This is a genomic window from Pedobacter jeongneungensis, assembly GCF_039538295.1.
GTDB lineage: Bacteria > Bacteroidota > Bacteroidia > Sphingobacteriales > Sphingobacteriaceae > Pedobacter > Pedobacter jeongneungensis.
The window spans coordinates 13,334-39,179 of the sequence record NZ_BAABBY010000011.1; the positions used below are offsets into that span (position 1 = coordinate 13,334).

Here is a 25,846-nt window from a genome sequence, read left to right on the forward strand (position 1 = left end):
TTGCATAAGTGTATTTATTACACGCTATATATTTGATTGTTTTTTAATTCGATATTGTATTATTAATAATACAATATGATTGCTTGCCTAATAATTAGCTTAGGGTTTGGTAATGAGCTCAGAAATAGTCGGGCTGTTTTTTATGGTAATTAATGCCTCTTCGTGTGCCAGCCAATAAATATCTTCGGCACGTTTCATATCAAAAGTACTAATGGCACCTAAACCTTTTGGCTCGATAAGTACATTACAGAATTTTGCCTTTCTTTCCATGTCATGGTTGATCGACATAATACCAGCTCTACCCATTAAATTGGTAATGCCGGTAATTTTATCTACAGGTTTAAGGTGATTGCAGGATGAACCGATAATGAAATCGCAATCTTCCATCAAAGGTTCTACAGGGAAATTATTTAAAATGCCACCATCCACATACATTTGTCCGTCGATCATAATGGGTTTAAAAATTCCGGGGATGCAGCTCGAAGCATGTACCGCTCTGATTAGCGGTCCTTTGGTGAAATAAACCAGGCGGCCTTCACTAAAATTCACGGCAGCAATGGTTAAAGGTATTTTTAGTTTCTCAATGGTATCTTCGGGGAAATATTCTTTTAAAATTAGCGCGGTATTCTCAATATTAATCAGCCCCAGAGAACCTACTGCCGGGCGAACGAAACGCCAGAGTTTGGTTTTAAGGAAAATATTCAAACCCTCCTCCGGATCAATGCCAGCCGCAAAAAAAGCCCCGGCTATAGCGCCTGCACTCGTTCCGCTGATGTGGCTGAATGTAATGCCCAAATTGCTAAAGGCTTTCAAAACGCCTAAATGTGCTATTCCCCTAATGCCTCCGCCTGATAATACTATGCCAACTCTCATTTTTTTGGGTTAATTGTTTGAACTGGTTAATCCTTTAACTGTAAACTGATAACTGCCAGCCGAAAACTATTTCTGTTGTTTCGGTTTGTATTTCGATTGATTTAATATTTTCTGTGCATCATTATCTGCCATTAATTTTTGTAAAGTAACTTCAGGATGTGCTGCCATGTATTTTCTTACAATTTGCCAACCCATCCATACACCCAATTTTGGTGCCGAATCTCTGTTTTCGCCTAAACCCGGAGTAAAAGGTCCTTCAGATAAAAATACCTGGATCTTTTGATAATCGGTTTCATACAAAAAGTTGTTCTCCAAAAAATATGCCCAAATGTCGCCTTCAAAATTTTGTGCCCAATCCAATTGCTGTTGGGTATAACCTATTTTGGTCGAATCGCTTACATTTTCGGGTAAAACCTGATCAAGAAAATACAATATTTTGCCCTGAAAAATCATTTTAGATAAAAGTGTTCTGTTTTCGTCGGGTTCGGTAAAAAGTTCTTCATGGGCATAGGTTTCTGCCACGCGTGGTACAATATATTCAGGGACGAATCTCCTGGAGAGGTATAATGGAACACTTTGTACAATGGCTTTGTAAAATTTACTGTCTTTGCCCAAAAACATATCCAAACCAATGCCAAGGTAATTGTCGCCAACAGGCATCTGGTAGGCAAAACCCGATGCAAAAGAAATAAATCTTGGGATTTTTGCTTTCGGGTAATAGTATTTGATGTATTTGAAAGTTTCGCTTAATCCCTCTTCCTGAGGCTTTAGATTCGGAAAAACGCTATCCACTTCTTTGGTTAAATCGGTGTAAGCCTGGTCGTGGTATAAATTGGCCAGCGACTCGGTATTGGAATATTTACTGTCTAATATCCGGTGAATAAAATCATCATAAAATACGCCATACCTGGAGCGAAGCTGTTGATCTACTTCAGTAATGTTTTTGTTTTTTCCTGCAAATAGCTCGTTATCAAATCTTTCAATCTTAATATCTACCTGTATTTTACTTACATCAGGCCGCTTACTTTGCTTGCAGGAAATAAATGCCATGGCAAAAAGAAAAATTAGATAAATTTGCCATTGTTTTACGTTATATGTCATGTAGAACAAATATATATAAACAGCTATAGCATGAAAAGAATATCGGCCATTTTAATTTTATCTCTTTTAAGTTTCGGCGCATGGGCGCAAAATTCATCTTTAACCAATTACGGCTTCAGGTTAGGTTTAACCGCTACACCAACTTTTGGCTGGATTAAACCCGAGCAGGGAAAAACAGATGGAATAACTTTGGGGTTTTCTTATGGATTGATCGGCGATTTCAATTTTGCGCCTAATTATAGTTTTTCTACCGCGTTAACCATTACATCTATAAATGGAAAAAGTACAGAAGTAAATGCGCAGCCATATTATGCAGGTGGCTCTATTCCAAAAGCTTATGATTTAAAATATAAGCTGCAATACGTAGACCTGCCACTAACGGTTAAATTAAAGACCGTAAAGGCAGATGGAAAACGCTGGTATGGCCAGTTTGGATTGTCTAATTCATTTAACATCAGTGCCAAGCAGGATGCTGTAACCGATGGAGCGGTTGCAGGCGATAATTTGAATGTATCTGATAATATTAAACTTTACCGTGCCGGATTAATTATTGGTGGCGGTGGAGAGTTTGATGTTTCCGGAAATACCAGTATCGTAGCCGGTTTAACTTTTAACAACGGTTTTACCAATATTGTAACCGATAAAGGCAGAAATGTTAAAAACCACTATCTGGCACTCAACTTTGGCGTGTTTTTTTAGTCTTAAATATTTTCTTGATACTTATTATCTAATACCCGATACTCCTAAAACCTACTACAAACATGAAAATAGCGCTAGCACAACTCAATTACCATATCGGAAACTTTGAGGCCAACACCCAAAAAATAACCGAACATATCCAGCTGGCGAAAGCTAAAGGTGCTGATCTCGTTGTATTTGCCGAACTGGCCATTTGCGGGTATCCGCCGAGGGATTTTTTGGAATTTGATGAATTTATCGTGCTTTGCGAAGATGCCGTTCAGGAAATAGCCAAATATTGTACGGATATAGCCTGTATTGTTGGTTTACCAATTAAAAATGAGGTATTACAGGGAAAAGATTTATTTAATGCAGCCTATTTTATCGAAGCGGGAAAAGTTAAAGCGGTGGTAAAAAAAGCGCTACTGCCTACCTACGATGTGTTTGATGAGTACCGTTATTTTGAGCCTGCGACGCAATTTAGCTGTATCGAATTTCAAGGAAAAAAAATTGCCTTAACCATTTGCGAAGACCTTTGGAACATCAATGATAATCCATTGTACGTGTCGAATCCAATGGATGAGCTGATTAAAGAACAGCCGGATGTGATGATCAATATTGCTGCTTCGCCGTTTTCTTATACACATGATGATGAGCGGATACAGGTATTGGCCGATAATGCAAAAAAATATAAACTTCCGGTATTTTATGTAAATCAGGTTGGCGCACAGACCGAAATTATTTTTGATGGTGGTTCGCTGGTATTTGATGCTGATGGCGAAATGAAAGCAGAAATGAAATATTTTGAGGAAGATCTGCAGGTTTTTGATTTAGACGAGGTTGAAAGCGTGCGTAATAAATACCCCAAATCGGAAAGGCTGACGGATATTGAGCAGATTCATGATGCACTGGTTTTAGGTATCAAGGATTATTTCAGGAAATCAGGTTTTAGTAAAGCGGTTTTAGGTTTATCCGGTGGAATTGACTCTGCTGTGGTTTGTGCTTTGGCTTGTCGCGCTTTAGGATCAGAAAATGTAATGGCGGTTTTAATGCCTTCAAAATTTTCATCCGATCACTCCGTTCAGGATGCCTTGGATCTGGTAAACAATATTGACTGTATGCACGAAATTGTGCCGATTAAAGAAGTTGCCGAAGCTTTTGATCATATTTTAGCGCCGGCTTTTAAAGGCTTGCCTTTTAATCTTACCGAAGAGAATATTCAGGCCCGCATCCGCGGAATTATAAATATGGCCATGAGCAACAAGTTTGGTTATATTTTACTCAATACCTCAAATAAAAGCGAATGCGCGGTAGGTTATGGTACTTTATACGGAGATATGTGCGGTGCCATAGGGGTTATTGGTGATGTTTATAAAATGCAGGTTTTCGAGCTGGCAAAATACATTAATAAGGAAAGGGAAATTATTCCGGTCAATACGATAGTTAAACCGCCATCGGCAGAATTAAGGCCTGATCAAAAAGATTCTGATTCGCTACCTGAATATGAAATCCTCGATAAAATATTGTACCAGCATATCGAAAAGAAACAAGGCTCAAAAGCCATCATCGCCCAGGGATTCGATGAGGCCTTGGTACAGCGCATATTGAAAATGGTAAATATTGCCGAATTTAAACGTTATCAAACACCACCTATTTTAAGGGTATCGCCTAAAGCATTCGGTATGGGTAGAAGAATGCCGATTGTAGGGAAGTATATGGTGTAGCGGTTGAAATGTTAGAAGGTTTGAATTTGATTGTTCAATTGTTGTTTATTAGTTGGTTAACTGGTTAAACGGTTAATAGTTTAAGTTGTGCACTGCAAATTGCCAATTGAAAACTGTCTACTTGTTGGTTAACTGTTAAACGGTTAATTGTTCAAATTGTGTAGTGCAAATTGCCAATTGAAAACTGTTTACTTGTTGGTTAACTGGTTAAACGGTTAATTGTTTAAATTGTGTAGTGCAAATTGCCAATTGAAAACTGTCTATTTGTTGGTTTGATTGTTTTAGGGAATTGTTAACTAAGATGATTAAGCTAAGTTATGATAAATCTTAATTTTTAGTTTTTGTAATTATACCATAAAAGAACGTCATTTCGACCGTAGCGAAGAGATCTATCTTGTTAGATTTCTCAACTTTGTTTCACTCCGCCCGAAATGACGAACTCTGGGTTATTACAACTTATGCTAAAGTAGCATCAACTGTAATGGTTGTATTTAATAATTTAGAAATCGGGCAGTTTTTCTCCGCATCTGCTACCAGTTCATCAAACTTTTCTTGTGTTAAGTCAGGTACAGAAGCTGTTAAAGTTAAGTGCGATTCTACAATTTCACCTTTTGATGGATCCAGGTTAATTTCGCATTTGGTTTCCAGCTTGGTAGCCGTAAAACCAGCTTCGGCTAAATTGGCAGATAATTTCATGGTGAAACAGCCTGCATGTGCAGCAGCAATTAACTCTTCAGGGTTTGTGCCTACACCTTCAGCAAAGCGCGAATTAAATGAGTATTGAGTATTGTTTAAAGTAGTACTTTGTGTAGTGATGTTACCGTTACCTTCTTTAATAGAACCTTGCCATACGGCCGTTGCATTTCTTTTCATGATGGAATTTAATTTTTGGTTGTTTTAAATTGTTTAACACCTAAAGATAAATATATGTTTGTTTAAATGGTGGAATTCTTTGTTAAGAAATTCTTATGCAAAATTATTTTTAGCTTCCTGTAAAGCTTTAAAAAAAAGAAGCTGCCTCAAAGAAACAGCTTCTCTTTCATTACGATCTTGTTAGGTTATTTATCTGATTTTTAATTATAAAGGATACAATACTGCAGTAGCTTGTTTATCCTTGGCCGATAAAACAGTAGCGCCACTTCCACATTGCCCGCCGTTCATTAATGATTGTGCATCGGTTCCGCCAACTCCCGGAACATTGGTTGTTGTAGATTGGTTGGTGTGCTTAAATGAAATGGTATGGCCAAATTCATGTGTAATGGTTCTTGTACGCTGTGCGAAAGAATTGTTCTGGATCAAAGCCTGATTAATCCAAACGGTGTTACCGGCTTTGCCGTTAGAGGTCGACAGATAGGCTTGTCCGCAAGTAGAGCCTCCGATTGTATTATCCACCTTGATCAGAATATCATAAACGGTGCCTGTTGTAATTACGAATTTGATTTTAGAATTGGGCACTGTATTCCACTGGTTAATTGCAGAATTGATTTCGCTGGTCATGCTGGTTATCGAAGGATCGATTTTTACGCGGATATTATTGCTATTGGTTACAATATAACCATTGTAATATTGCTCTGTTATCGCTTTTCCATAATCAGCCGGAACTTCCATTTTTTTATTGAAAACAATATCGCCGTCAACCACATAATTATCCCCGCTATCTACAATCTGTGCATCTGTAAATCCAAGATTTTTGATGTAGGCAAGAACTTTTTGATTTTGTGTGGTTTCGGTTTCCGGATCGGTTGAGATGTCATTTTTCTTAGAGCATGAGATCATTACTGCTGAGAGCAAAGCCATCACAGCAATTTTTTTTAACAGGTTTTTCATAGTTTAGGTTTTTTAGTTAGATCGTAATGTGCTGTAATTGAGTATTACAACACTAAATATACTACAAAAAATATATAAACGTATGTTTAATACGTAAATTTTGTATTTTTAATTAGTATTGCGTTCTAATTGTTCCTGCTCCTCCTGTTGTTTTGTGGTACTACTTCTGATGGATTGAAAAAGCAATATTCCGATTCCGATCATGATTGAGATATCGGCAAAATTAAAAACACCTGTTTGGAAGATATAAAAATCCATGTGCATAAAATCGGTAACAGATCCGTAGATAATTCTGTCGTACAGGTTGCCGATGCCTCCGCCGATTAAGAAACACAGGGCAACTTGCATCATAACGGGGAGATTCTTTTTAGCAAATAGATAATATAGGCCGTAGCACAAAAATAAGAGTGGTAAGCCTGTTAAAATAATCAGTCTGAAAATATAAGGCATCTGATCGCCTAAACTTAAAAAAGCGCCCGTATTTTCTACTTTAAGCAAGGTGAAACGATCTTTAATAATGCTGATGTGTTCGTAATCGCTGATTTCGGTACGGACAATTTTTTTTGAAATCTGATCGCAACCAAAATTTAGGGTTAACATCAATAACAGGAAAGACCATCTAATATTTTTTATTTGTTGCATGGATTTAAAATTGAAGATAACTACGGAATTAATTTTACTTTTTTACCCATTTTCTGTAAGGAATAATCAAAGCTAAAATTACCGCTAAAACACTGAATATTTTGGCAATAATGTCTCCGCTTTTTACATAAAAAGTAATCTCGTCGTTTAAGTTAATATTTGCTTTCAAGGCAGTTCTGGTCCACCATTTAGTGCTTTGTATTACATCACCGCGTTGGTTAATGAAGCAGGAAATTCCGGTATTCGCCGAACGGGCTACATCGCGGTGGCTTTCAATGGCCCTGAGTTTGGCGTACATCATGTGCTGGTCTTTTCCGGAGGTATTTCCCCACCAGCCATCATTTGTAATAATGGCAATAAACTGTGCGCCATCTTTAACCTGTTCGCCGATCCAATCGCCCCATAAACTTTCATAACAAACCACCGGAGCAACTCCAATACCACTTTGGGCATAAAGTACGCTGGGTTTATCCTGCCAGCCCCATCCGCCCACAGTTCCGCCTAATTGTGCAAAAACACCATCTAAAAATGAAAATACTTTTGGGAAGGGCATTTTTTCTACCCCAGGCACCAATTTCGATTTATGGTAGAACTGAACATTTGCAGAATTCTCCACCTGCATGGCCGTATTGAAATTATCAAAATAAATACCGCTCTGATTATCAAATTTTGCGGTGATGGTTTTTTTATCCTGATAAGTTTTAATACTCTCAATACCGGTAATCAATGTTCCGTTTTTATACTTTGATAAAAAGCTTTGCAGGTTAATGAAATCATTATTGCTTCTGATTCTATCCTCATCTGCGTAATTAGGGATTGCCGTTTCCGGCCAGATAAAATATTCAGTATTCGGTTGTCCGATTGAATCGGATAGGTGTGTTAAAATTCTGATCTGCTCGGCTGCTGGAATATTCTCCAGTTTTTGATAAGGATCGATATTAGGCTGAACCACCACTACATTGCTTGGTGTTCCTTTTTGTTCAGCGTTAAAATATTTTGTTAATGAGATGCCAATGGGAATAATCACCACCAAAACCCAAATGCCCAAAGTTCTGAACCTTAAATAACCAGTTTGTGATTTCAGTTTTTTATAGGCTTCGAACGCTAAAATATTACTGACTAAGATCCATAATGAACCACCGTAAATTCCGGTATGATCATACCATTGCGCCAATTGGTGCATGCCGGCCAAACCATTGCCTAAAGTCATCCAGGGAAAAGCTAAATCCCAGGTTTGTTGTAAATATTCTAATGCAATATAAAAGGCGATTAAACCCAGGTAACCAATTTTTTTATTTACATATTTACCCAGGCGGTAATATAACCAAAAGGCAAAAGTCATTAATAACGCACCTAAGCCATAAGGAATTAATGAAACCGGTAAAGCTACAATCCATCCATTATATGCACTTATGGCATTATACACCCAATAAATAGATGCGGTATTCCAAACCAAAAAGGTTAAACCTGCAGTTAAAAAAATCCTTTTGCCCTGTTTCTTAGCTGTATCACTGGCGATGGCTTCAATAGCAACAAAAAGCGGAACCAGGCCAATTAATAGTAGCGGAGTGGTAAAAGGCATCGGCGGCCAGGCCAGCCAAAGTAAAAATGCACTGGCTAAGGCGAGGAGATAGGTTTGTTTAGATTTCATATAAAATTACTTGTCATTCTGACGCAGGAAGAATCTCTAAGCGACAAAGAACTGACCTTGTTTTTGTTATTATAAGTACAGTGCAATTATGTTAGGGATGCTTTCCCGAGATAGATCGGGGCAAGCATTGCCTCAGCATGACAGTATTAATTACAAACTATCTAAAATATCCGCTTTTTTAGCTTCATATTCCTCTTGCGTAATCAGGTGTTTATCGTACAAAGTTTTAAGTTTACGTAATTTTAAGGTCGTTTCATCTTCCGGCTCTTCTACAACTTCTGCCAGCTGAATAACAGGTTGAACAGGCTCCGGAGTTGGCTCATAAGCCGGAATTTCGGCTAAAGGTTGCGCATTTACGCTGGTAAGAGACGCCGTTGCACGGTTTTCTTCCAATTTTTGCTGACGCAGCATTTCTTTATATTCTTCCAGTTGCTGGCTGGCTGACTGATGTAGTTTACGGGCCTGTACTTTTGGAATATATTCGGTTACAATATTTTCACCGCTCTGTGGTACACAGATAAACTTAGAGGTAAAAAAATCTTCCTTGAAAGAAACTTCCTTAATGTTTTTCCACGATATATCTTTAAAATTCATCGTTAGGCCTAAATTACCAGGCTCGCAATAGAAAATACGTTTGTTAGAGATCGCGATACTATCCGGCATTAAATTTACTGCAGGTTTTTTTTGTACCGCTAAATATAAAAGCTCTTCGCCCGTAGTTAACAGGTCGTTTAATTTTCCAATAACTTTTTCAACCGCTTTAGGATCTTGTTCGTCACTTAAAAATCTATCTATACTTGTCATAATATTTTTAAATTTTGTCTTCGAGATAATTTTCTACCTCTTTTTGTAAAACTGGTATGTCTTTAATTATAATTTTCCATATAACCATATCATTAACATTGTCATATGAATGGATTATTTTATTTCTTAAATCAACAATTTGTCTTGAATATGAAATGATGATTTCGGGATTTATCTTTAGTAGCTTATTAATGGCTTCTCCTATAATTTCAAGTTCACGTTCAACCGCTCTTCGTTTGGTTTTGTTCGCTTTATAAATTTCAAAAGCGAAGTTGTTTTCCAAATGCTCATAAATAGATTCAATCGAAATTTTAATATCGGTAAGCAGTTTCTTTTCTTCTAACGTACTCATATCAATTGAATCTTACTTTGATTAATACTTTCAATAAGATAAGGATTACTTAATGTTTCTTCAGCCAATAAATCAACATCTCTTTTTAATAAATCCTGTAGGGCATAAAGTAAATCGAAATAATTATTTCCGTAGCTTTCAAAATCAGATTGATTAGAAAAATTAATTAAAAAATCAATATCACTGTCCTCTTTTAGATTGTTTTTGGCAGCGCTACCAAATAAATAAGCCTCTTTAACATCGTATTTTTTAAAGAGATTTTTTATTTCGTGTAAATGATTTGAAATTAAACTTTCCATATTTCTAATTTAAAACAAGCTATTCCTCAGCATCCTCGTATTTGTTTTTGCTCTTAACATTGGGTTTCCCCGCTATGCAAATTACAAATTCTCCTTTTAATGTATTGTTTTCAAAATGTGATTTTATTTCTACCAAAGTGCCGCGTACGGTTTCTTCGAACATTTTGGTGAGTTCTCTGCTTACCGATGCCTGCCTGTCTGCCCCCAAATATTGTGCAAATTCTTCTAAGGTTTTTAATAAACGGTGCGGACTTTCATAAAGTATAATGGTGCGGTCTTCTTCTGCTAACTTTTTAAACTTGGTTTGCCGGCCTTTTTTTACTGGTAAAAATCCTTCAAAGCAAAAGGCATCTGCAGGTAAGCCCGAGTTTACCAAAGCCGGTACAAAAGCGGTTGCTCCCGGTAAACATTCAACTGCAATATCATTTTTAATGGCTTCACGCACCAAAAAGAAACCTGGATCGGAGATGGCTGGTGTGCCGGCGTCAGAAATTAGCGCAATTTTCTGTCCTTCATTTAAAAACTTTATAATCTCCGAAGTTGCCTTATGTTCGTTATGCTGGTGATGCGAGAAAACCCTTTTATCGATCCCAAAATGTTTGAGCATCGGGGCGCTGGTGCGGGTATCTTCGGCGAGGATCAAATCGCATTCTTTTAATATACGGATTGCCCTAAAGGTCATATCCTCCAAATTGCCTATGGGCGTTGGTACGAGAAATAGTTTGCCATCCATATTTTTCTACATTCGTCATTGCGAGGAGGAACAACGAAGCAATCTTTTTTAGAGAGATTGCCGCACTGCGTTCGCAATGACGACTTAATTATTATCTTTGCTTTAAAAAATTAAATAATGCTGCAAGTTAACTATATCCGCGAAAATAGAGAGAAAGTTTTAGAACGTTTAAGTATCCGTAATTTTAAACAACCCGAACTGGTAGACGAAATCATTAAAATTGATGAAGACCGCCGTTCCACTCAAACTTCGCTGGATAATATTTCTGCTGAGGCGAATGCAGCCGCTAAACAAATTGGTGATTTAATGCGTACGGGTAAAAAAGAAGAGGCAGAAGCCATTAAAGCACAAACGGCTTCTCATAAAGAAAACATCAAAAACCTGGGCGATAAACTGAATGAGCTGGAAACTGCTCAGCATAACTTAATTGTTCAGTTGCCAAACTTACCATATCATTTAGTAAAACAAGGATCTACCGCAGAAGAGAACGAAATTGTATTAACACATGGTGAGCCTGCTCAGTTACCCAGCAAAGCATTACCGCACTGGGAACTGGCTGCAAAATATGATATTATCGATTTCGAATTAGGTGTAAAAATTACCGGTGCCGGCTTTCCGGTATATAAAGGAAAAGGAGCCAGATTACAACGTGCATTAATCAATTTCTTTTTAGATCATGCTACAGCTGCAGGTTATAAAGAAATGCAGGTACCACACTTGGTTAACGCGGCCTCGGGTTTTGGTACCGGACAGTTACCTGATAAGGAAGGACAGATGTATCACTCAACCGTTGATGATTTATATTTAATTCCAACGGCCGAAGTTCCGGTAACCAATTTATACCGCGATGTAATTGTTAAGGAAGAAGATTTACCGATCAAAAATACAGCTTATACGCCCTGTTTCCGTAGAGAAGCAGGCTCATATGGGGCACACGTACGCGGTTTAAACCGTTTACACCAGTTTGATAAGGTTGAAGTGGTACAGATTACCCATCCGGATAAATCTTATGAAACGCTGGAAGATATGAGCCTGTACGTTCAGTCACTTTTAAAAGAATTAGGGCTACATTACCGCGTATTGCGTTTATGTGGTGGCGATATGGGCTTTACCTCTGCCATGACTTATGATATGGAGGTTTGGAGTGCTGCACAGGAGCGTTGGCTTGAGGTTTCTTCTGTATCAAATTTCGAAACTTACCAGAGTAACCGTTTAAAACTGCGTTTTAAAGGAAAAGAAGGCAAGGCACAACTGGCACACTCGTTAAACGGAAGTGCATTGGCTTTACCACGTATTGTGGCTTCCATTTTAGAAAACTACCAAACCGAAAACGGAATTAAAATTCCGGAGGCATTGGTGAAATATACAGGGTTTGAAATGATTGATTAACCTCACCCTATTAAAGGAATTGCTAATTTTTCTGTCTTTGCATCCCTCTCCTGCAGGAGAGGGAAAGCACAGACACTGCATATTCTTCGCCCGTTGACAAGGGTGAGGTGCATAAAAAAAGCTTTGCAGTAATGCAAAGCTTTTTGTTTTTATAGATAGATGAGTGTTGTGTATTGCTTATAAAATCAAGATCAATAATAAAATGATGATGATAATGGCACCAACTGAAAGGTAAACACCTCCGGAAACGGCACGGGCCTGACCTTTTAATTCTCTTAACTCGTTGCGTAAAGCTTTACGTTCTGCTTTGGTTAAGTTAGATTTATCCATGTCTCTGATTTCTTCAACACGGGTTTTAATTTTTTCCAGTTTCACTGCCTGTTCTGCAGTTAATTCTGTAGGATTTTTCGCAGGTTTATCAGCTGCCTGAGCTGAATTAAAACTAATGCCTAAAGAGAAAATCAAGGCTAACGTGTAGATGAATTTTTTCATAATATCTAATTTTTTAGTGTTCGACCTCTACCTAACAAAAAACCTACCAAATTGTTCTGGTAGGTTTTAAAAAGGATTAAATTAAGTGTTAAAATGATTATTTGATCTCGAAAATGGCATTTACTGTGAAATTCAGTTTAATTTTTTTGAAATCAATTTCCGGAGCGCCAGCAGCATCAGCCATTTCAGCTTTCATTGCGAAATTTCTGTAAACCGGTTGTATCACATTGTCTCCACCATCCTGGATTTCAATTACACCACCTAATTTATTACCTAAAGCTTCTACCATATAAGTTGCTTTATCTTTTGCAGCTAATAAGGCTTTAATTTTAAGGTCTTTTTTTAAGCTCTCAATTTTAGAATAATCGTAGCTTTCGATATTTGTATTGGCAATTCCTTTGGCATCGATAGCTTCTAATATTGCATTGAACTTATTCAGGTCGCTTACTTTTAAACGGTATTGTTTGCTTGCTAAAAAATCAGGGTTTTTCTTTTTCTCTGTTTCGTAATTCCAGCTGCTCAAATTGCTGATGGTTAAGTTTTCCTTTGGGATACCTGCTTTTTGTACTGCGGCAAACAGTTGTTTTTCCAGTTCGGTAATGTCTGTTTTTTTCTTTCCGTTTAAATACTCTTTAAGTGAAATGCCGATGTAGATAATATCGGGAGTAACTTCAGTTTCTGCAGTTCCGCTAACATTAATTTTTCTACGTAAATCTACTTGTTGGGCCATCGCTGTTGATACTCCTAAAAATGCAACCAGTGCAAATGCTATTAACTTTTTCATAATGTATTTTTCTTTGTGTGTACTGTAATGATGTAAACCTTATGCAAATTCCACACCGGGATTACATCTTTTTTATTTTTATAAACGGTTGCGACCTGATAAAAGCTACAATTTTGTTACATCGTAATCCTATGTCATTTACTTACAGCAAGATAAAATAAGCATTAATGTGTAAAGAAAAAATAAGAAAGACAGCCACGAAATATAGGTTGCCCATTTTAAATTATTCGGGCTACTGCATATAACAGGAATGTGTGGAGATTATTTATTTTCTAAACCGGGTTTTCAGAAAATAAGTATGATGAATAAAATTATGCGCAAGGTTTTATGCTTAATAGACGGAATTATATATGGTTATAAAACCAAGCGCAGCAGAGTTTTCTGCAGAATTTTAATCATGTTTTGCAATCCGGAATTGCAAAAAGAATTGGATTAAGGTAATTAAACCTTTGAAACTTTAACAGCAGTTGGTCCTTTTTGGCCCATTTCTACTTCGAAGGTAACTTTATCGCCCTCTTTAATCTGGGTGATTAAACCGTTTGCATGAACGAAAATACTATCCTGGGTTTCGGTGTTTTTAATAAAGCCGTAACCTTTGCTGTCGTTAAAGAAAGTAACTGTTCCTTTTTTAACAGGATTTTCATCAATGATGTCTTCTTGTCTTGAAATACCGATCTGAATATCTTCTGTATTGATTACCACTTTCTTTTTCGGATCTGGTGGGGTAGAGGAGATGTTTCCGTTTTCATCAACGTAAGCCATCATGTCTTCAAGAGATAAGCCTTTTTTAGCATTTGCCTGACGCTCTTCTTTTTTCTCTTGTTTGTCGTTTTTCTTTTTTAATCGTTTTTTTTCGTTCTCTTTTTTACTGTATGTTGCCTGAGATTTAGCCATATTTTATTTAATTGTTTTGTTTTGAAAGGTGAGTGGAATGGAGAATTAAACAAAGATAACAATACTAAAGGATAAATACGATTTTATTCGGTTATGCTCTTGTGATTTAGGTTTGGATAAGGGAATATTAACCACAGATGAAAAGGATGAACACAGATAAGGTAATTGCATCTGTGTTTATTGGTGGCCAAAACATCCGGAATTAATTCATTTAGTATTATTGGTACTGTGCAGATCCTTCGACTCCGCTCAGGATGACATAACGAGTGGGATTTAACGATATGGTTAACACAGATTGAAAGATAAACTTTGGGGGAAGAGCCGGTTATATTAACCACAGATGAAAAGGATGAACACAGATAAGGTAATTGCATCTGTGTTTATTGGTGGCCAAAACACCCGGAATTAATTCATTTAGTATTATTGGCACTGTTTAGATCCTTCGACTCCGCTCAGGATGACATAACGAATGGGATTTAACGATATGGTTAACACAGATTGAAAGATAAACTTTGGGGGAAGAGCCGGTTATATTAACCACAGATGAAAAGAATGAACACAGATAAGGTAATTGCATCTGTGTTTATCGGTGTAAATCTGTGGTTAAACTGTTATATTTCCCGGCTGCGTTGCACTCCGCTCGAAATGACAGCACTCCGGGATGATTCACTTCTTTCGGCTATGATATATTTACAGACCTATGAACAGGGTCGTCATTGCTGAGGAGGAACGGCCGAAGCAATCTTTCCTGTTGATGATCCTTGCTGGAAAGATTGCTTCGTCGGCTGAAAAAGCCTTCTCGCAATGACGAATTTTGCGGCTTATAATTGCGCTAAGATTCTCCGTGTTTCTGCGTTTCCGTGGCAGTTTTTCTCTGCTGTATTAACCAAGATGAAAAGGATGAACACAGATAAGGTAATTGCATCTGTGTTTATTGGTGTAAATCTGTGGTTAAACTGTTAGATTTCCCGGCTGCGCTGCACTCCGCTCGAAATGACAGCACTCCGGGATGATTCACTTCTTTCGGCTATGATATATTTACAGACCTATGAATAGGGTCGTCATTGCTGAGGAGGAACGGCCGAAGCAATCTTTCCTGTTGATGATCCTTGCTGGAAAGATTGCTTCGTCGGCTGAAAAAGCCTTCTCGCAATGACGAATTTTGCGGCTTATAATTGCGCTAAGATTCTCCGTGTTTCTGCGTTTCTGTGGCAGTTTTCTCTGCTGTATTAACCAAGATGAAAGGATGAACACAGATAAGGTAATTGCATCTGTGTTTATCGGTGTAAATCTGTGGTTAAACTGTTAGACTTCCCGGCTGCATTGCACTCCGCTCGAAATGGCGATACCAGAGATTAAGCTACCCAGTTTGCTTTATCAATCTGGTAAACGAAGTTCCATTTTATGGGTTCGCCGTAGTAAGCTACTTCGATTTCGGAGATTTTAATTGCGCCGAGCTTTTCTGATGCTTTTTGCGAACGGAAATTGGTTGCGCCGATGTGCAGGATTACTTTATCTACAAACTGAAAAGCATAATCAAGCATTAAGGTTTTTAAAGCCCTGTTGTGTCCTTTGCCCCAAAATTCGCGTGCAATAAAGGTATAGCCAACTGCAACAGAATTGTCTGCCTCATCGGGTTCGTAGTACCTGGAGCTGCCCACTATTTTATTGGTTTCTTTCTCGTAAACGATAAAAGCGCCCCTCGATTCGATTGCACCCTTAAAGAAATTTTCGAACACTTCTCTTTTGTAGCGGTCTTTGTTGGGGTGCTGTTCCCAGATCAGCGGATCGGAAGCTACAGCAAAAAGTGCTTCAAAGTCAGACTCTTTTAATGGAACTACTTTAATCAGATCGTTTTCTAGTGTAGGTTGTAAATCGAAATTCATATTATCGGGGGAATAAAAACGGCCGGCTATAAGGCCAGCCGTTTGTAATTAACTTATAGATTTCTCCATTCCGCTGCGCTACAGTCGAAATGAAGATATCTCGTGGTTATGATGTTATTAGTTTACCAAACCTTCAATTTCCACTACTTCCTGTGCATCTTTCTGATAATCTACTTTATCAATTTCAAAGCCGAAAAGGCTTAAGAAATCAGATCTGTAACCTGGTAAATCACCAATTGCTGGTAAAGTTTCGGTAGTGGCTTCTTTCCAGAGTTCTGCAACTTTAGCCTGGATATCTTCACGCATTTCCCAATCGTCGATCCTGATTCTTCCTTTTTCGTCGACAGGAACCGGACTGCCGGTATATAAACGATCGGCATATAAACGCTGGATCTGCTCAATGGTACCTTCGTGTACGCCTTCGGCTTTCATTACTTTGTACAATAATGAAATATACAATGGAATTACAGGAATAGCTGAGCTTGCCTGTGTAACCAATGCTTTGTTAACTGATACATAGGCTTTGCCATCAATATCTTTTAATTTATCGCTGATTTTGAAAGCGGTAGCTTCTAAATCGTCTTTTGCTCTGCCAATGGTTCCTTTGCGGTACACCGGTTCGGTTAATGCAGGGCCGATGTAAGAATATGCTACGGTAGTGGCACCTTCGGCCAGCAAGTTTTCTGCCTTAAGGGCATCAATCCACATGGCCCAGTCTTCGCCGCCCATTACGGCAACGGTATTGGTAATATCTTCTTCGGTAGCTGGTTCGATAGAAATTTCAGACACATTACCGGTATGGAAATCGACAGTTTTGTTGGTATAGGTACCACCAATTGGTTTTAAAGTAGAACGGTGCAATACTTCGGTATCAGGATGTTTCCTTACCGGAGAAGCTAAACTATAGATTACGAGATCAACCTGACCAAGATCGGCTTTGATCAGTTCGATGGTTTTTTCTTTGATTTCTTTTGAGAAGGCATCGCCGTTAATGCTTTTTGCATATAAACCGGCAGCATGTGCTTCTTTTTCAAAAGCGGCACTGTTGTACCAGCCTGGTGAAGCCGTTTTTCCTTCAGAAGGAGCTTTTTCGAAAAATACGCCAATGGTAGAAGCGCCTGATCCATAAGCAGCAGCAATGCGTGAAGCTAAACCGAAACCGGTTGAAGCGCCAATTACCAATACTTTTTTAGGACCATCAATAGCTCCTTTTGATTTTACATATTCAATTTGATTCTTTACGTTTTGTGCGCAACCATCAGGGTGTGCGGTTAAACAGATAAAGCCCCTCATTCTAGGTTCGATAATCATTTTTGTTCTTTTTTACGTTTTGTAATGTTAAAATAAGCGCAATTTTTAGGTTATTGAAAATGCCCTAATGCCCAAATCTTTAACGAAGATATATTTTTAATTGTTTAACGTTAAATGAAATTTGTTTTTAACTGCAAAGGAGGAGACGGTATCGCCTGTTTTTACCATAGCGTTAATAGAGAAAAGGCACAGCGCACACACAGAGGTGAGTGTTACTGAACGTTTTTTATCAGGCGATTACATTTCGGTTTAATTAACCACAAAGGCGCAAAGAGGTTAATAAATTGGAATCAGGGCTGAAAACTTCGGACATCTGTCCTCCAACTTCGGGACTAATTAAAAGACTGTTCCTTTATTTTAATATAAATCTCTTAATTTAGCGGCACACAGATAAAACCGGTTTATCTTTTTATGAAAAAAATATTATTATCTGCCGCGATGGTTCTCATCATGGCATCAGGAAAGCTGTATGCGCAAACCCAATATCATCATTCGGGTTGGTTTATGTTTTTAAACAATACTAAATTTAATGATAAGTGGGGATTACAGTTCGATTTTCAGGTTCGTTCTGCGGATGACTGGGGTTATGTGCGCAATACTCTGGTGAGGCCTGCGGTACAATATTTCATTAATGATAAAAGTAATGTTGCCCTGGGGTATTTGTGGCAAACTACAACCACGGAGGTTGCCGGAGCGGCAGATTTGACACTACACGAGCACCGCATTTTTGAGCAGTATATTTACAACCATAAAATCAGTTCGGTATTTGCCAGTCACAGGTTTAGGGTAGAGCAGCGCTTTATCGGCAGAACAGGTGAAGATGTGTTTTCGCAGCGGTTCCGTTATTTCTTCAGGTTAATCAAGCCTTTACAAAAAACGCAGCCTACATTTACAAAGGGGCCTTTTGTGGCTTTGCAAAATGAGGTATTTTTAAATCTTCAAAATAAGAGCGAAATCAATAATAGTGTGTTCGATCAGAACAGGGCCTATCTTGCTGTGGGATACCGCTTTTCGAAAAAGTTTGATCTGGAGGCCGGCTATATGAATCAGGCTAGTCATGGTTTAACCCATAACACCATCAACAACATTATTCAGCTGGCAGTTTATACGAGGTTTTAATGATTTAAAGTCATTTTTTGTATCATAAAGCTTACCAAATGTTAAAGGTGTTGTAAATGACTGGTCTTTTTGCTCAATTTGCCGCGTGAAAAAATTTACCATTCTATTTTTAGCACTCTTGTTTGGCAAGCGGATGCAGGCACAGGAGGCTCTAAGCTCAACAACAGATCATACACCCACTTCGAAAAGCTTATTTAATCCTGAGCATAAGAGGAATTTTTCGCGTAAGGGCGATTTCTTTTTTCACTGGGGCTATAACAGTTCCTGGTACGGTAAGAGTGATATCAGGTTTCAGGGGCCGAATTATGATTTTACTTTAAAAGATGTGGTTGCACACGACAGGCAATCAAAATTAAGCTGGGATTATTTAAACCCGGGATTAATTACGGTACCACAATATAATATTCGCGTGGGTTATTTTATCAAAGATAATTACAGTATTTCTATCGGCTGGGACCACATGAAATATGTAATGGATATTCCTCAAACGGTGGCCATTACCGGTCATATCGGACCAAATATTACCCCTGAAAATGTGGCTACGGGCGCATTGGCTGGTGATTACAATGGTCAAAGTATAAACGTTAAGGAAAGCATGCTTACTTACGAACATACCGATGGTTTTAACTACGCCAATATTGAGGTGGAGCGTTATGATGATATCTGGGTGGCACCTGGCGGCAATACTTCGCTAACTTTAGAAACCGGTTTAGGCGGAGGGTTGATGGTTCCCCGTTCTGATGTGCGTTTATTTGGCCTGGGCAGAAACAACCACTGGAATATCTCGGGTTATGGGGTTTCGGCTAAAATCGGGCTTAAGTTTTACGTTTGGAAAAATGTTTATTTACAGAATACCACTAAGTTTGGAGCAACTAATTTAACCAATGTGCATACTACAGGCTGGGATGAATACGATAAGGCAAGCCAAAAAATTAATTACATCGAAAATATGTGGTTAATCGGGGTTCAGTTTTAAAAGATATTGAAGGAGGCTTAAGCCTCCTTTTTTGTTTGGGGTGCAAGCCCGTCTTCTTTCTTTTCTTTAATTGCTGCTGCTACTGCTGCAAGCTGTTTAAATGGTAAATCGGCTATCAGGTTTGTGATGCTTTCGTTTATCTCTGGTTTTTTCAGTCTGGTAATGGGGTGGGTATCGGGGATATTTTCATTTTTTTCGGGATACCATACAAAAAGATCGCTTGGCTCGCAGATTAAAAGTTTACATAGTTTCTCGATATGGTCTAGCCGGACAGACCGGGTTTTGCCATGTAAGAGATAGTGTGCAGAATGTGCACTGAAACCAGCTTTAATGAGATAGGTTGAAGGCCTCTCGATACCCCTTGCAACGAAGATGGGGATTAAATTTAGAATCAACATATTGTAAATCTGTTAAGTGATAAAAAAAGTATTCAGTTTATCGGGGATGATTTAACAATAGGTAATGCGGTTGCCTGTACGGCAATGCATCACTGAATGTTTTAAATATAGGTTAAAAAAATTAAATGATGCTTTAAAAAAAATGTAAATGCGGTACAAAGATTTGCAAATATATTTGAACGATTTTGAATTAGTTATGAAAATTTTATGATTGAAGTTGAAAGAAATGTAAATGCAGTTGAAAGATTTTAAATGTCTCTTTATAATAGTGTAAATACTGTTTTAAAAAGTATAATGTAAGTTGTAAAAACTTCGATGTATGTTTTAATAAATTCGATTGATTTTGTAAAAAGTTAAATGTTTTTTGTGAAAAATTAAAATGTAGGTTATTGTAATGGAATAGATCGCCATGGAATGTGTGGACTGGATGAATCCTTAATGAGTTCTGATTGTCAAATTGGGTTTGGGGTGATGTAACTATGTAGATCTCTCCACTTCGCGATGCTCCGGTCGAGATGACGTAACGATAAGGGCTGAACTCTGGAGTTTAAGAATTCGCGATTGGGTTTGGGGTGATGTAACTATGTAGATCTCTCCACTTCGCGATGCTCCGGTCGAGATGACGTAACTATAATAAATGAACTCTGGAGTTTAAGAATTCGCGATTGGGTTTGGGGGTGATGTAACTGGATAGATCTCTCCACTTCGCGACGCTCCGGTCGAGATGACGTAACTATAATAAATGAACTCTGGAGTTTAATAATTCGCGATTGGGTTTGGGGTGATGTAACTATGTAGATCTCTCCACTTCGCGATGCTCCGGTCGAGATGACGTAACTATAATAAATGAACTCTGGAGTTTAATAATTCACGATTGGGTTTGGGGGGAGGTAACTGGATAGATCTCTCCACTTCGCGACGCTCCGGTCGAGATGACGTAACTATGGTGACTAAACTCTTTGGTTAAGATTCGAGATTGGGTTGGGGGTGAGGTAACTGGATAGATCTCTCCACTTCGCGACGCTCCGGTCGAGATGACGTAACTATAATAAATGAACTCTGGAGTTTAAGAATTCACGATTGGGTTGGGGGTGAGGTAACTGGATGGATCTCTCCACTTCGCGACGCTCCGGTCGGGATGACGTAACTACGGTAACGTAACTCTTTGTGATAAAATCTAAAACGGCTCGCTTTATGCTAAACGCCTCACGCTTACACTTATTCCTGATCTAACAGCCTTCTGTGGTAATTAATCTGCCCCAGATGATAAGTTAAATGTGTGGTGAGGTGCACAAGGAAAAATTCGGTGGAAGTTTTTTCATCGAAAACGAGTAAAGGGTATTCGCCGCTTATTTGCTCGTTACTTAGTCCTTCCAAAGTTTGGTTAACGATGGTTTTTGTTTCGTCGATCATTTTAAGCAACTCCTGCTGCGGGAGATCTTTTAAGGAAAATTCGAGTTCGCGGTTGCGAATGTAACTGGTGCCGCCCAAAGTAGCGCCGATGTAGGTATTCAGGTTACCGATGAGGTGCAGGCAAAGGTTTCCGGCCGAATTTGCAATACCGCGATCTATCCGCCATAAATTAGCTTCGTTCCGGTAGGCTTCAATTTCCGATTTTAGTCTGGTAAGGTCCCTGTTAAAAAGTTTTTTTAAGGTTTCGGTAAGCATAAGCGCATATTTAAGGGGTCAGTTTCTTTGCGGGCTGGGATAAAATTTCTTTTCCTGCTTTACTAATCACCAATAAAGCTGGTGGCGTACTTTCTTCGCCCATTACGTTAATGAAACAGGTATATAAATAATCGCCGCTTTTAAACTGGTAATTGTGGTTACCGCCGCTGCCATCGGGTGCCCATTTCCCATTACTTAAAACCAGTTTGGGTTTGTCGCTCATTTTACTTTTTATAGGCCATGAAGCGTAGCGGTAATTGTTATTGCCAAGGTCATCAATCCTCACCCGGTATTGTGCCGTTTCGAAAACAAGTACAGGCTGAATAAAATTGCTGATGGATGGGTGCAGACTGCTTTTTTCAACATTAATTAACCTGGCCTGCTCTTTGGCTTCTAACCTCGATTGGTGGTTAACGGCAAGGAGTTTGCCATTGGTATCAAGCCACAATTCGCCATTTAGCAACATAATGCCACGCCAGCCAACGGCATCCCAATCGGTATTTACTTTAGAGTTAATGATCTTTTTGGTTAAATTATCATCAAAAACCTCTTTGTAACGCTTAACAAATTCCTGCTTGTTTTTAATGGGCGGGATGGGGTAGGCCCTGTTTAAAGGGTAGCTGATTTTGCTGCCCAGCTTTTCAATATTTCCGCTTTTAACCGCATTAATGAAACTGGTTACCACGGGGCGGTATTTTTTATCGAGCGTTTGCTCCTGCGCATAAACAAAGCTTACGGTGCAGATCAATAAAGAAACTAATACTATTTTTTTCATGAGGGCAGGTAGATAAGCGAAGATAATTAATCCGGAATAACATTTACTACAACTCTCCCGGGGGCAACAAGAGAGAGTTGTTTCTCACATTTCCATTTTGAACCTGCATTTACTCCTTCGAGTGAATTTCCATCTAAGATCACATCGCCGTATTCATAAACATAGTAAGCATATGTCCATAATAAATTTGCGATTTCATTTTCGTTTGCCACAGAGAACCTGATTTGAAAATCCGGCAATCCGATGGTGTGAAGACCTAAGGTATCCATTAATAATTCTTTGTGATCTGCATCGTTGCTCACATTGTAAAGCCGTACATTACAGATGGCATTTAGGGTTTGCATTTTATCAGTATCCCAAATGCTGGTGATATTGGCAGGGTTTAAAATTTTCTGTGCGGGTGAGGAATAAACTGCATTTGGTTGAGTTACCCTGATCACCGCCACCAGGAAATCCATAAATAAATTAAGCCTTTCCTTATAGGGTAATGTCCTCGACATGAAATCTGTTACCAATATTTCATAGGTGCAGTTTTTAGCCGTCTGATTGGCTTCGGGCCAATGCCAGTTTTGTTGAAAGGCAGCATCTGGAAGGTCGATTTCGGCTTCTTCCTGATCGGGTATCATGATGGTGCATTGTGCCGGAACGGCTCCGTCGGCCAGCTGAATGGTATGATCGGGGAAAGAAAAAATCAGGGTACTTTTTGTGAAGGAATGGTCGACTTTCGCAAAATGTTTTTCTACTTCAGTTAAAAGCAGATTGCTATCGAGAATTGGTTTTTTAAGGAATAAAAGCTTGGCGCTAAGGAGCTCAGGAAAATTCTCCAATGGATCATTTTCTGTTAACGGGGCATTTTCTTCTGCAGTGTTTTTCTTTTTAAATAGGTTGAATAAACTCATGATTGGTATGCTTACTGGTCAATGTTGTGTTAAGCCGGTTTCAATATACAAATGAAGGGATATTAAATTGAATTTCTTTAAATAACCGGATGCTGTTTTCAAAGAATTGTGGCTGGTGGAGACAGGAACCACGAGATAATCATTTTTTAATGTATTAACCATGTAAGAAATTAAGAAAAGGGGTCTTTTTAAATTATTGATAAAATAATATATATAGCCAATCTATTAGGTGTAAATTTATAGTCTATTTTATTTTTAAATAAAATAGACTATAAATAAATTTGATTTATAAAATCTATTTATGTATGAAAACAATCAACTATGAAAAAAACAAAAAATTACATGACGCCAAAAGAATATCACTTATCCTGGCAGCATTAATTTTACTTGTCACATCCTGTAAGAAAAATAATAATAAACAGGGTGATCAGGATATAAATTTTAATGTCTTAGAATTAAAATCGTGGTTTGCGGATCAAACGGCAGCTTTAACTGATGAAGGCATGCTTAAAGGCTTCAACCCGCTTTGGGATCAAGCCAAAATGAGTGAAACCAACAAAGAATATATTTATGAGGTTAATCTGGAAAATACTAGGAATATCTTTACTACAGGTAAGTTAATAGATCTTAAAGACGCTGAACTTTACAATAAATTAAGTATATTTAAGTTGGTCATCATCAAGGATAAGGTTGCTGGCTCAATCAGGTCTGCTTATATGAACATTTTAAGCGAAGATAAAAATCAGATCCTATCCGATGTCCATTACCAAAAAACAGGTAATTTCTCCGGAGTGATCCAGTATTATAATTTGAACAGTAGCTACAATACTGGTTGGCATTATACAAATGGTAAAATAGATACACATTATTCTGAAGTTCAATATGATAAGGATAAACCTACAACGGAAGGTATCTGCGGATCTCAACCGGTTTATCAAACAATATGTCCAGGGCCAGGAGAGAGCACCTTCTCCTGCTATTCTCAGCAGATTGGCGGGGGGTATTATCAGTGTGATAAAACACTTCAGCCAGATAATGGAGATGGAGGGGGATTTTCAGGAGATGGAGGCTTTGGTGTAGGTAGAAAACCTTTGCCTGTTGATGCAGCAAGAAAAAACAAAGATATAATAGACAGTTTACGGGGATATCCCTGTGCACAGGCACTTTTAGCCAAGTTGCCTGATTTGAATACTAATATAGCAAAGCTCATAAAAAAAACTTTTGGTATAGATCCTATTGATCTGAAATTCCGTGTGGATAATACTCTTAAAAATACTGCAATTGATGGAAGATATGATCAGTTTTCTGGGAGTGCTCCAAATTCTGGAGCAACTTATACAATAAGTTTAAATCCTGATGTATTGAGCAAATCTAGTCAGGAATACATTTTAGTAACGATGTATCACGAAGCATTACATGCATATGTTGCTTATGCAAAAGCAACCTTATCTGCAGATGTTTTTGCCGCAACTTTTGGAAGCTTAGAATTCAATGGAGGTAGAACACTTTTCAAGGAGATTAATGGGCATTATGAACTTGCTGCAAATAACTATTTGAACGGACTCTCTGAAGCAATAAAAACTTTTAATACAAATTACAATTCAGACCGTGCCAGTGCTCTTGCACACGGAGGAATTGTTGAACTTTCACCAAGTGACAGATTAATTAATGACCAGGAAAGAGATACAACCAAACCAGGTTATACAGGTACAAAATGTCCATAATTATAGTTATATATGAAAAATAAAACAATAGCACTAGCTACAATGTTTCTTCTAATTTTTATATTATCAAAAGATAGCTCGGCTCAATCTTATACATCCCATGATAATAATACTTATCTGGTAAATAAAATTGTAAAGCTTTTAGGATCTCAGACGAATATTGACATACTGAAGGGGAAAAAAGATATATATACATTTAATATCAAGATTAATTTAGAAAAGAATGGAAATACAATAAAGGTTGCAGATATACTATCATCAGATAGCATAGGGTATAAAGTATTTCCAAATTATAAACAGCTTAGAAATATAGCCTATGAATCTTTTGTTGATAAAAATTTTAAAAAAAATATTTTATTGATTCCAATTATAATTTTAAACAGCCCTGAATATGGCCAAAATCCGAATGCTAAAAATATTATATTAGATAGCAATACCACTATAAATATGATATCATCATTATTGTATCCTGATATCCTACAAAAAAATATAACGATTTTTCCATTATTTAAAATTATTAGATCAGATATAGAATAATTAAAAAACCCATATAGAAAAGCAATACTGCATATCATGGAATTGCTTTTCTTGCCCATTTTTTTTGAGTTATGAAAAATATTGAAATCAACCATTTCATATGGCAAATATTAGCATTTAAAATAATTATAGGTATTATTGTATTATTTTAGCATTTATCACATATTTCGTGGTAAAAGCAATTAAAAAATATATATCAACTTAATCATAATAAAATTAAAAGAATCCCAAGGCTAAGGCTCATTGGTTTTTTTACATTCATTAAAAGCACCGATCATCCCTTTGAAGTTGCACCTCTGCAGAGCTCCCT

General features: G+C 37.8%; 26 protein-coding genes. 7 read left to right on the top strand and 19 right to left on the bottom strand.

Annotation, left to right across the window (positions count from 1 at the left end; all coding sequences use genetic code 11):
• Positions 1-99 precede the first annotated feature (99 nt).
• Together ABD769_RS20030 and gldB are read right to left on the bottom strand one after the other, a co-directional pair.
• Complete coding sequence (locus ABD769_RS20030; protein WP_344853135.1) at positions 100-873, bottom strand: patatin-like phospholipase family protein; 774 nt, start codon at positions 871-873, stop codon at positions 100-102.
• A gap of 66 nt (positions 874-939) precedes the next feature.
• Complete coding sequence (gene gldB, locus ABD769_RS20035; protein ID WP_344853136.1) at positions 940-1,974, bottom strand: gliding motility lipoprotein GldB; 1,035 nt, start codon at positions 1,972-1,974, stop codon at positions 940-942.
• A 30-nt stretch (positions 1,975-2,004) separates the two neighbouring features.
• Between gldB and ABD769_RS20040 the strand changes: the two genes are divergently transcribed.
• Together ABD769_RS20040 and ABD769_RS20045 are read left to right on the top strand one after the other, a co-directional pair.
• Entirely contained in the window at positions 2,005-2,673 is a 669-nt protein-coding gene (locus tag ABD769_RS20040) for a porin family protein (RefSeq protein ID WP_344853137.1), read from the top strand.
• Positions 2,674-2,735: 62 nt separating this feature from the next.
• Complete coding sequence (locus ABD769_RS20045; RefSeq protein ID WP_344853138.1) at positions 2,736-4,376, top strand: NAD+ synthase; 1,641 nt, start codon at positions 2,736-2,738, stop codon at positions 4,374-4,376.
• Between the two features lie 456 nt (positions 4,377-4,832).
• Here ABD769_RS20045 and ABD769_RS20050 read toward each other — a convergent pair whose 3' ends face one another.
• From ABD769_RS20050 to rsmI, 8 genes are all read right to left on the bottom strand, one after another.
• Positions 4,833-5,249, bottom strand: a complete 417-nt coding sequence (locus ABD769_RS20050) for an OsmC family protein (protein WP_344853139.1) — start codon at positions 5,247-5,249, stop codon at positions 4,833-4,835.
• A 204-nt stretch (positions 5,250-5,453) separates the two neighbouring features.
• Positions 5,454-6,203: a M57 family metalloprotease gene (locus ABD769_RS20055; protein WP_344853140.1), complete on the bottom strand. Its 750-nt coding sequence runs from the start codon at positions 6,201-6,203 to the stop codon at positions 5,454-5,456.
• A 108-nt stretch (positions 6,204-6,311) separates the two neighbouring features.
• Positions 6,312-6,845 (bottom strand): signal peptidase II, encoded by a 534-nt coding sequence (gene lspA, locus ABD769_RS20060; RefSeq protein WP_344853141.1) that lies wholly within the window; start codon positions 6,843-6,845, stop codon positions 6,312-6,314.
• 34 nt (positions 6,846-6,879) lie between these two features.
• Positions 6,880-8,496, bottom strand: coding sequence for an apolipoprotein N-acyltransferase (gene lnt / locus ABD769_RS20065; protein WP_344853142.1), 1,617 nt, complete (start codon positions 8,494-8,496; stop codon positions 6,880-6,882).
• A gap of 150 nt (positions 8,497-8,646) precedes the next feature.
• Positions 8,647-9,300, bottom strand: coding sequence for a PH domain-containing protein (locus ABD769_RS20070; RefSeq protein ID WP_344853143.1), 654 nt, complete (start codon positions 9,298-9,300; stop codon positions 8,647-8,649).
• Positions 9,301-9,307: 7 nt separating this feature from the next.
• On the bottom strand, positions 9,308-9,652 hold the full coding sequence (locus tag ABD769_RS20075; RefSeq protein WP_344853144.1) for a HepT-like ribonuclease domain-containing protein: 345 nt from the start codon (positions 9,650-9,652) through the stop codon (positions 9,308-9,310).
• Entirely contained in the window at positions 9,649-9,951 is a 303-nt protein-coding gene (locus ABD769_RS20080) for a nucleotidyltransferase family protein (RefSeq protein WP_344853145.1), read from the bottom strand. The genes ABD769_RS20075 and ABD769_RS20080 overlap by 4 nt, the downstream gene beginning before the upstream one ends.
• Positions 9,952-9,970: 19 nt before the next feature.
• Positions 9,971-10,684, bottom strand: a complete 714-nt coding sequence (gene rsmI / locus ABD769_RS20085) for a 16S rRNA (cytidine(1402)-2'-O)-methyltransferase (protein WP_344853146.1) — start codon at positions 10,682-10,684, stop codon at positions 9,971-9,973.
• Positions 10,685-10,801: 117 nt separating this feature from the next.
• On the opposite strand from rsmI, the gene serS reads away from it, so the two are divergent.
• Positions 10,802-12,073, top strand: coding sequence for a serine--tRNA ligase (gene serS / locus ABD769_RS20090; protein ID WP_344853147.1), 1,272 nt, complete (start codon positions 10,802-10,804; stop codon positions 12,071-12,073).
• Between the two features lie 177 nt (positions 12,074-12,250).
• On the opposite strand, the gene ABD769_RS20095 is transcribed toward serS, so the two are convergent.
• From ABD769_RS20095 to fabV, 5 genes are all read right to left on the bottom strand, one after another.
• Positions 12,251-12,565, bottom strand: a complete 315-nt coding sequence (locus ABD769_RS20095; RefSeq protein ID WP_344853148.1) for a hypothetical protein — start codon at positions 12,563-12,565, stop codon at positions 12,251-12,253.
• 97 nt (positions 12,566-12,662) lie between these two features.
• On the bottom strand, positions 12,663-13,349 hold the full coding sequence (locus ABD769_RS20100; RefSeq protein ID WP_344853149.1) for an SIMPL domain-containing protein: 687 nt from the start codon (positions 13,347-13,349) through the stop codon (positions 12,663-12,665).
• A 441-nt stretch (positions 13,350-13,790) separates the two neighbouring features.
• Positions 13,791-14,243 carry a cold-shock protein gene (locus ABD769_RS20105; RefSeq protein WP_316824371.1) on the bottom strand — a complete coding sequence of 151 codons (453 nt, stop codon included), beginning with the start codon at positions 14,241-14,243 and terminating at the stop codon, positions 13,791-13,793.
• Between the two features lie 1,355 nt (positions 14,244-15,598).
• Positions 15,599-16,129, bottom strand: coding sequence for a GNAT family N-acetyltransferase (locus ABD769_RS20110; RefSeq protein ID WP_344853150.1), 531 nt, complete (start codon positions 16,127-16,129; stop codon positions 15,599-15,601).
• Between the two features lie 117 nt (positions 16,130-16,246).
• Positions 16,247-17,440, bottom strand: a complete 1,194-nt coding sequence (gene fabV / locus ABD769_RS20115) for an enoyl-ACP reductase FabV (RefSeq protein ID WP_344853151.1) — start codon at positions 17,438-17,440, stop codon at positions 16,247-16,249.
• Positions 17,441-17,851: 411 nt separating this feature from the next.
• Here fabV and ABD769_RS20120 point away from each other — a divergent pair, with 411 nt between their 5' ends.
• Both ABD769_RS20120 and ABD769_RS20125 read left to right on the top strand, forming a co-directional pair.
• Positions 17,852-18,559, top strand: coding sequence for a DUF2490 domain-containing protein (locus tag ABD769_RS20120; protein WP_344853152.1), 708 nt, complete (start codon positions 17,852-17,854; stop codon positions 18,557-18,559).
• Between the two features lie 85 nt (positions 18,560-18,644).
• On the top strand, positions 18,645-19,535 hold the full coding sequence (locus ABD769_RS20125; RefSeq protein WP_344853153.1) for a hypothetical protein: 891 nt from the start codon (positions 18,645-18,647) through the stop codon (positions 19,533-19,535).
• A 17-nt stretch (positions 19,536-19,552) separates the two neighbouring features.
• Here the strand turns inward: ABD769_RS20125 and ABD769_RS20130 are convergent, their stop codons facing one another.
• The 4 genes from ABD769_RS20130 to ABD769_RS20145 all read right to left on the bottom strand — a co-directional run bounded on the left by ABD769_RS20130 (position 19,553) and on the right by ABD769_RS20145 (position 23,275).
• Entirely contained in the window at positions 19,553-19,933 is a 381-nt protein-coding gene (locus ABD769_RS20130) for a helix-turn-helix domain-containing protein (protein WP_344853154.1), read from the bottom strand.
• A 1,218-nt stretch (positions 19,934-21,151) separates the two neighbouring features.
• Entirely contained in the window at positions 21,152-21,601 is a 450-nt protein-coding gene (locus ABD769_RS20135; RefSeq protein WP_344853155.1) for a DUF1572 family protein, read from the bottom strand.
• Between the two features lie 10 nt (positions 21,602-21,611).
• Entirely contained in the window at positions 21,612-22,376 is a 765-nt protein-coding gene (locus ABD769_RS20140) for a hypothetical protein (RefSeq protein ID WP_344853157.1), read from the bottom strand.
• 26 nt (positions 22,377-22,402) lie between these two features.
• The gene (locus tag ABD769_RS20145) at positions 22,403-23,275 is read right to left on the bottom strand and encodes a DUF4261 domain-containing protein (RefSeq protein ID WP_344853159.1); all 873 of its coding nucleotides are present in this window, start codon (positions 23,273-23,275) and stop codon (positions 22,403-22,405) included.
• Between the two features lie 305 nt (positions 23,276-23,580).
• On the opposite strand from ABD769_RS20145, the gene ABD769_RS20150 reads away from it, so the two are divergent.
• Both ABD769_RS20150 and ABD769_RS20155 read left to right on the top strand, forming a co-directional pair.
• Positions 23,581-24,999 carry a hypothetical protein gene (locus tag ABD769_RS20150; protein ID WP_344853160.1) on the top strand — a complete coding sequence of 473 codons (1,419 nt, stop codon included), beginning with the start codon at positions 23,581-23,583 and terminating at the stop codon, positions 24,997-24,999.
• A gap of 12 nt (positions 25,000-25,011) precedes the next feature.
• On the top strand, positions 25,012-25,536 hold the full coding sequence (locus ABD769_RS20155) for a hypothetical protein (protein WP_344853161.1): 525 nt from the start codon (positions 25,012-25,014) through the stop codon (positions 25,534-25,536).
• Positions 25,537-25,846 lie beyond the last annotated feature (310 nt).

What these genes read in the sequence shown, in the direction of transcription:
- ABD769_RS20030 (WP_344853135.1), bottom strand. Translation starts at nt 873, where the DNA reads ATGAGAGTTGGCATAGTATTATCAGGCGGAGGCATTAGGGGAATAGCA.
- gldB (WP_344853136.1), bottom strand. Translation starts at nt 1,974, where the DNA reads ATGACATATAACGTAAAACAATGGCAAATTTATCTAATTTTTCTTTTT.
- ABD769_RS20040 (WP_344853137.1), top strand. Translation starts at nt 2,005, where the DNA reads ATGAAAAGAATATCGGCCATTTTAATTTTATCTCTTTTAAGTTTCGGC.
- ABD769_RS20045 (WP_344853138.1), top strand. Translation starts at nt 2,736, where the DNA reads ATGAAAATAGCGCTAGCACAACTCAATTACCATATCGGAAACTTTGAG.
- ABD769_RS20050 (WP_344853139.1), bottom strand. Translation starts at nt 5,249, where the DNA reads ATGAAAAGAAATGCAACGGCCGTATGGCAAGGTTCTATTAAAGAAGGT.
- ABD769_RS20055 (WP_344853140.1), bottom strand. Translation starts at nt 6,203, where the DNA reads ATGAAAAACCTGTTAAAAAAAATTGCTGTGATGGCTTTGCTCTCAGCA.
- lspA (WP_344853141.1), bottom strand. Translation starts at nt 6,845, where the DNA reads ATGCAACAAATAAAAAATATTAGATGGTCTTTCCTGTTATTGATGTTA.
- lnt (WP_344853142.1), bottom strand. Translation starts at nt 8,496, where the DNA reads ATGAAATCTAAACAAACCTATCTCCTCGCCTTAGCCAGTGCATTTTTA.
- ABD769_RS20070 (WP_344853143.1), bottom strand. Translation starts at nt 9,300, where the DNA reads ATGACAAGTATAGATAGATTTTTAAGTGACGAACAAGATCCTAAAGCG.
- ABD769_RS20075 (WP_344853144.1), bottom strand. Translation starts at nt 9,652, where the DNA reads ATGAGTACGTTAGAAGAAAAGAAACTGCTTACCGATATTAAAATTTCG.
- ABD769_RS20080 (WP_344853145.1), bottom strand. Translation starts at nt 9,951, where the DNA reads ATGGAAAGTTTAATTTCAAATCATTTACACGAAATAAAAAATCTCTTT.
- rsmI (WP_344853146.1), bottom strand. Translation starts at nt 10,684, where the DNA reads ATGGATGGCAAACTATTTCTCGTACCAACGCCCATAGGCAATTTGGAG.
- serS (WP_344853147.1), top strand. Translation starts at nt 10,802, where the DNA reads ATGCTGCAAGTTAACTATATCCGCGAAAATAGAGAGAAAGTTTTAGAA.
- ABD769_RS20095 (WP_344853148.1), bottom strand. Translation starts at nt 12,565, where the DNA reads ATGAAAAAATTCATCTACACGTTAGCCTTGATTTTCTCTTTAGGCATT.
- ABD769_RS20100 (WP_344853149.1), bottom strand. Translation starts at nt 13,349, where the DNA reads ATGAAAAAGTTAATAGCATTTGCACTGGTTGCATTTTTAGGAGTATCA.
- ABD769_RS20105 (WP_316824371.1), bottom strand. Translation starts at nt 14,243, where the DNA reads ATGGCTAAATCTCAGGCAACATACAGTAAAAAAGAGAACGAAAAAAAA.
- ABD769_RS20110 (WP_344853150.1), bottom strand. Translation starts at nt 16,129, where the DNA reads ATGAATTTCGATTTACAACCTACACTAGAAAACGATCTGATTAAAGTA.
- fabV (WP_344853151.1), bottom strand. Translation starts at nt 17,440, where the DNA reads ATGATTATCGAACCTAGAATGAGGGGCTTTATCTGTTTAACCGCACAC.
- ABD769_RS20120 (WP_344853152.1), top strand. Translation starts at nt 17,852, where the DNA reads ATGAAAAAAATATTATTATCTGCCGCGATGGTTCTCATCATGGCATCA.
- ABD769_RS20130 (WP_344853154.1), bottom strand. Translation starts at nt 19,933, where the DNA reads ATGTTGATTCTAAATTTAATCCCCATCTTCGTTGCAAGGGGTATCGAG.
- ABD769_RS20135 (WP_344853155.1), bottom strand. Translation starts at nt 21,601, where the DNA reads ATGCTTACCGAAACCTTAAAAAAACTTTTTAACAGGGACCTTACCAGA.
- ABD769_RS20140 (WP_344853157.1), bottom strand. Translation starts at nt 22,376, where the DNA reads ATGAAAAAAATAGTATTAGTTTCTTTATTGATCTGCACCGTAAGCTTT.
- ABD769_RS20145 (WP_344853159.1), bottom strand. Translation starts at nt 23,275, where the DNA reads ATGAGTTTATTCAACCTATTTAAAAAGAAAAACACTGCAGAAGAAAAT.
- ABD769_RS20150 (WP_344853160.1), top strand. Translation starts at nt 23,581, where the DNA reads ATGAAAACAATCAACTATGAAAAAAACAAAAAATTACATGACGCCAAA.
- ABD769_RS20155 (WP_344853161.1), top strand. Translation starts at nt 25,012, where the DNA reads ATGAAAAATAAAACAATAGCACTAGCTACAATGTTTCTTCTAATTTTT.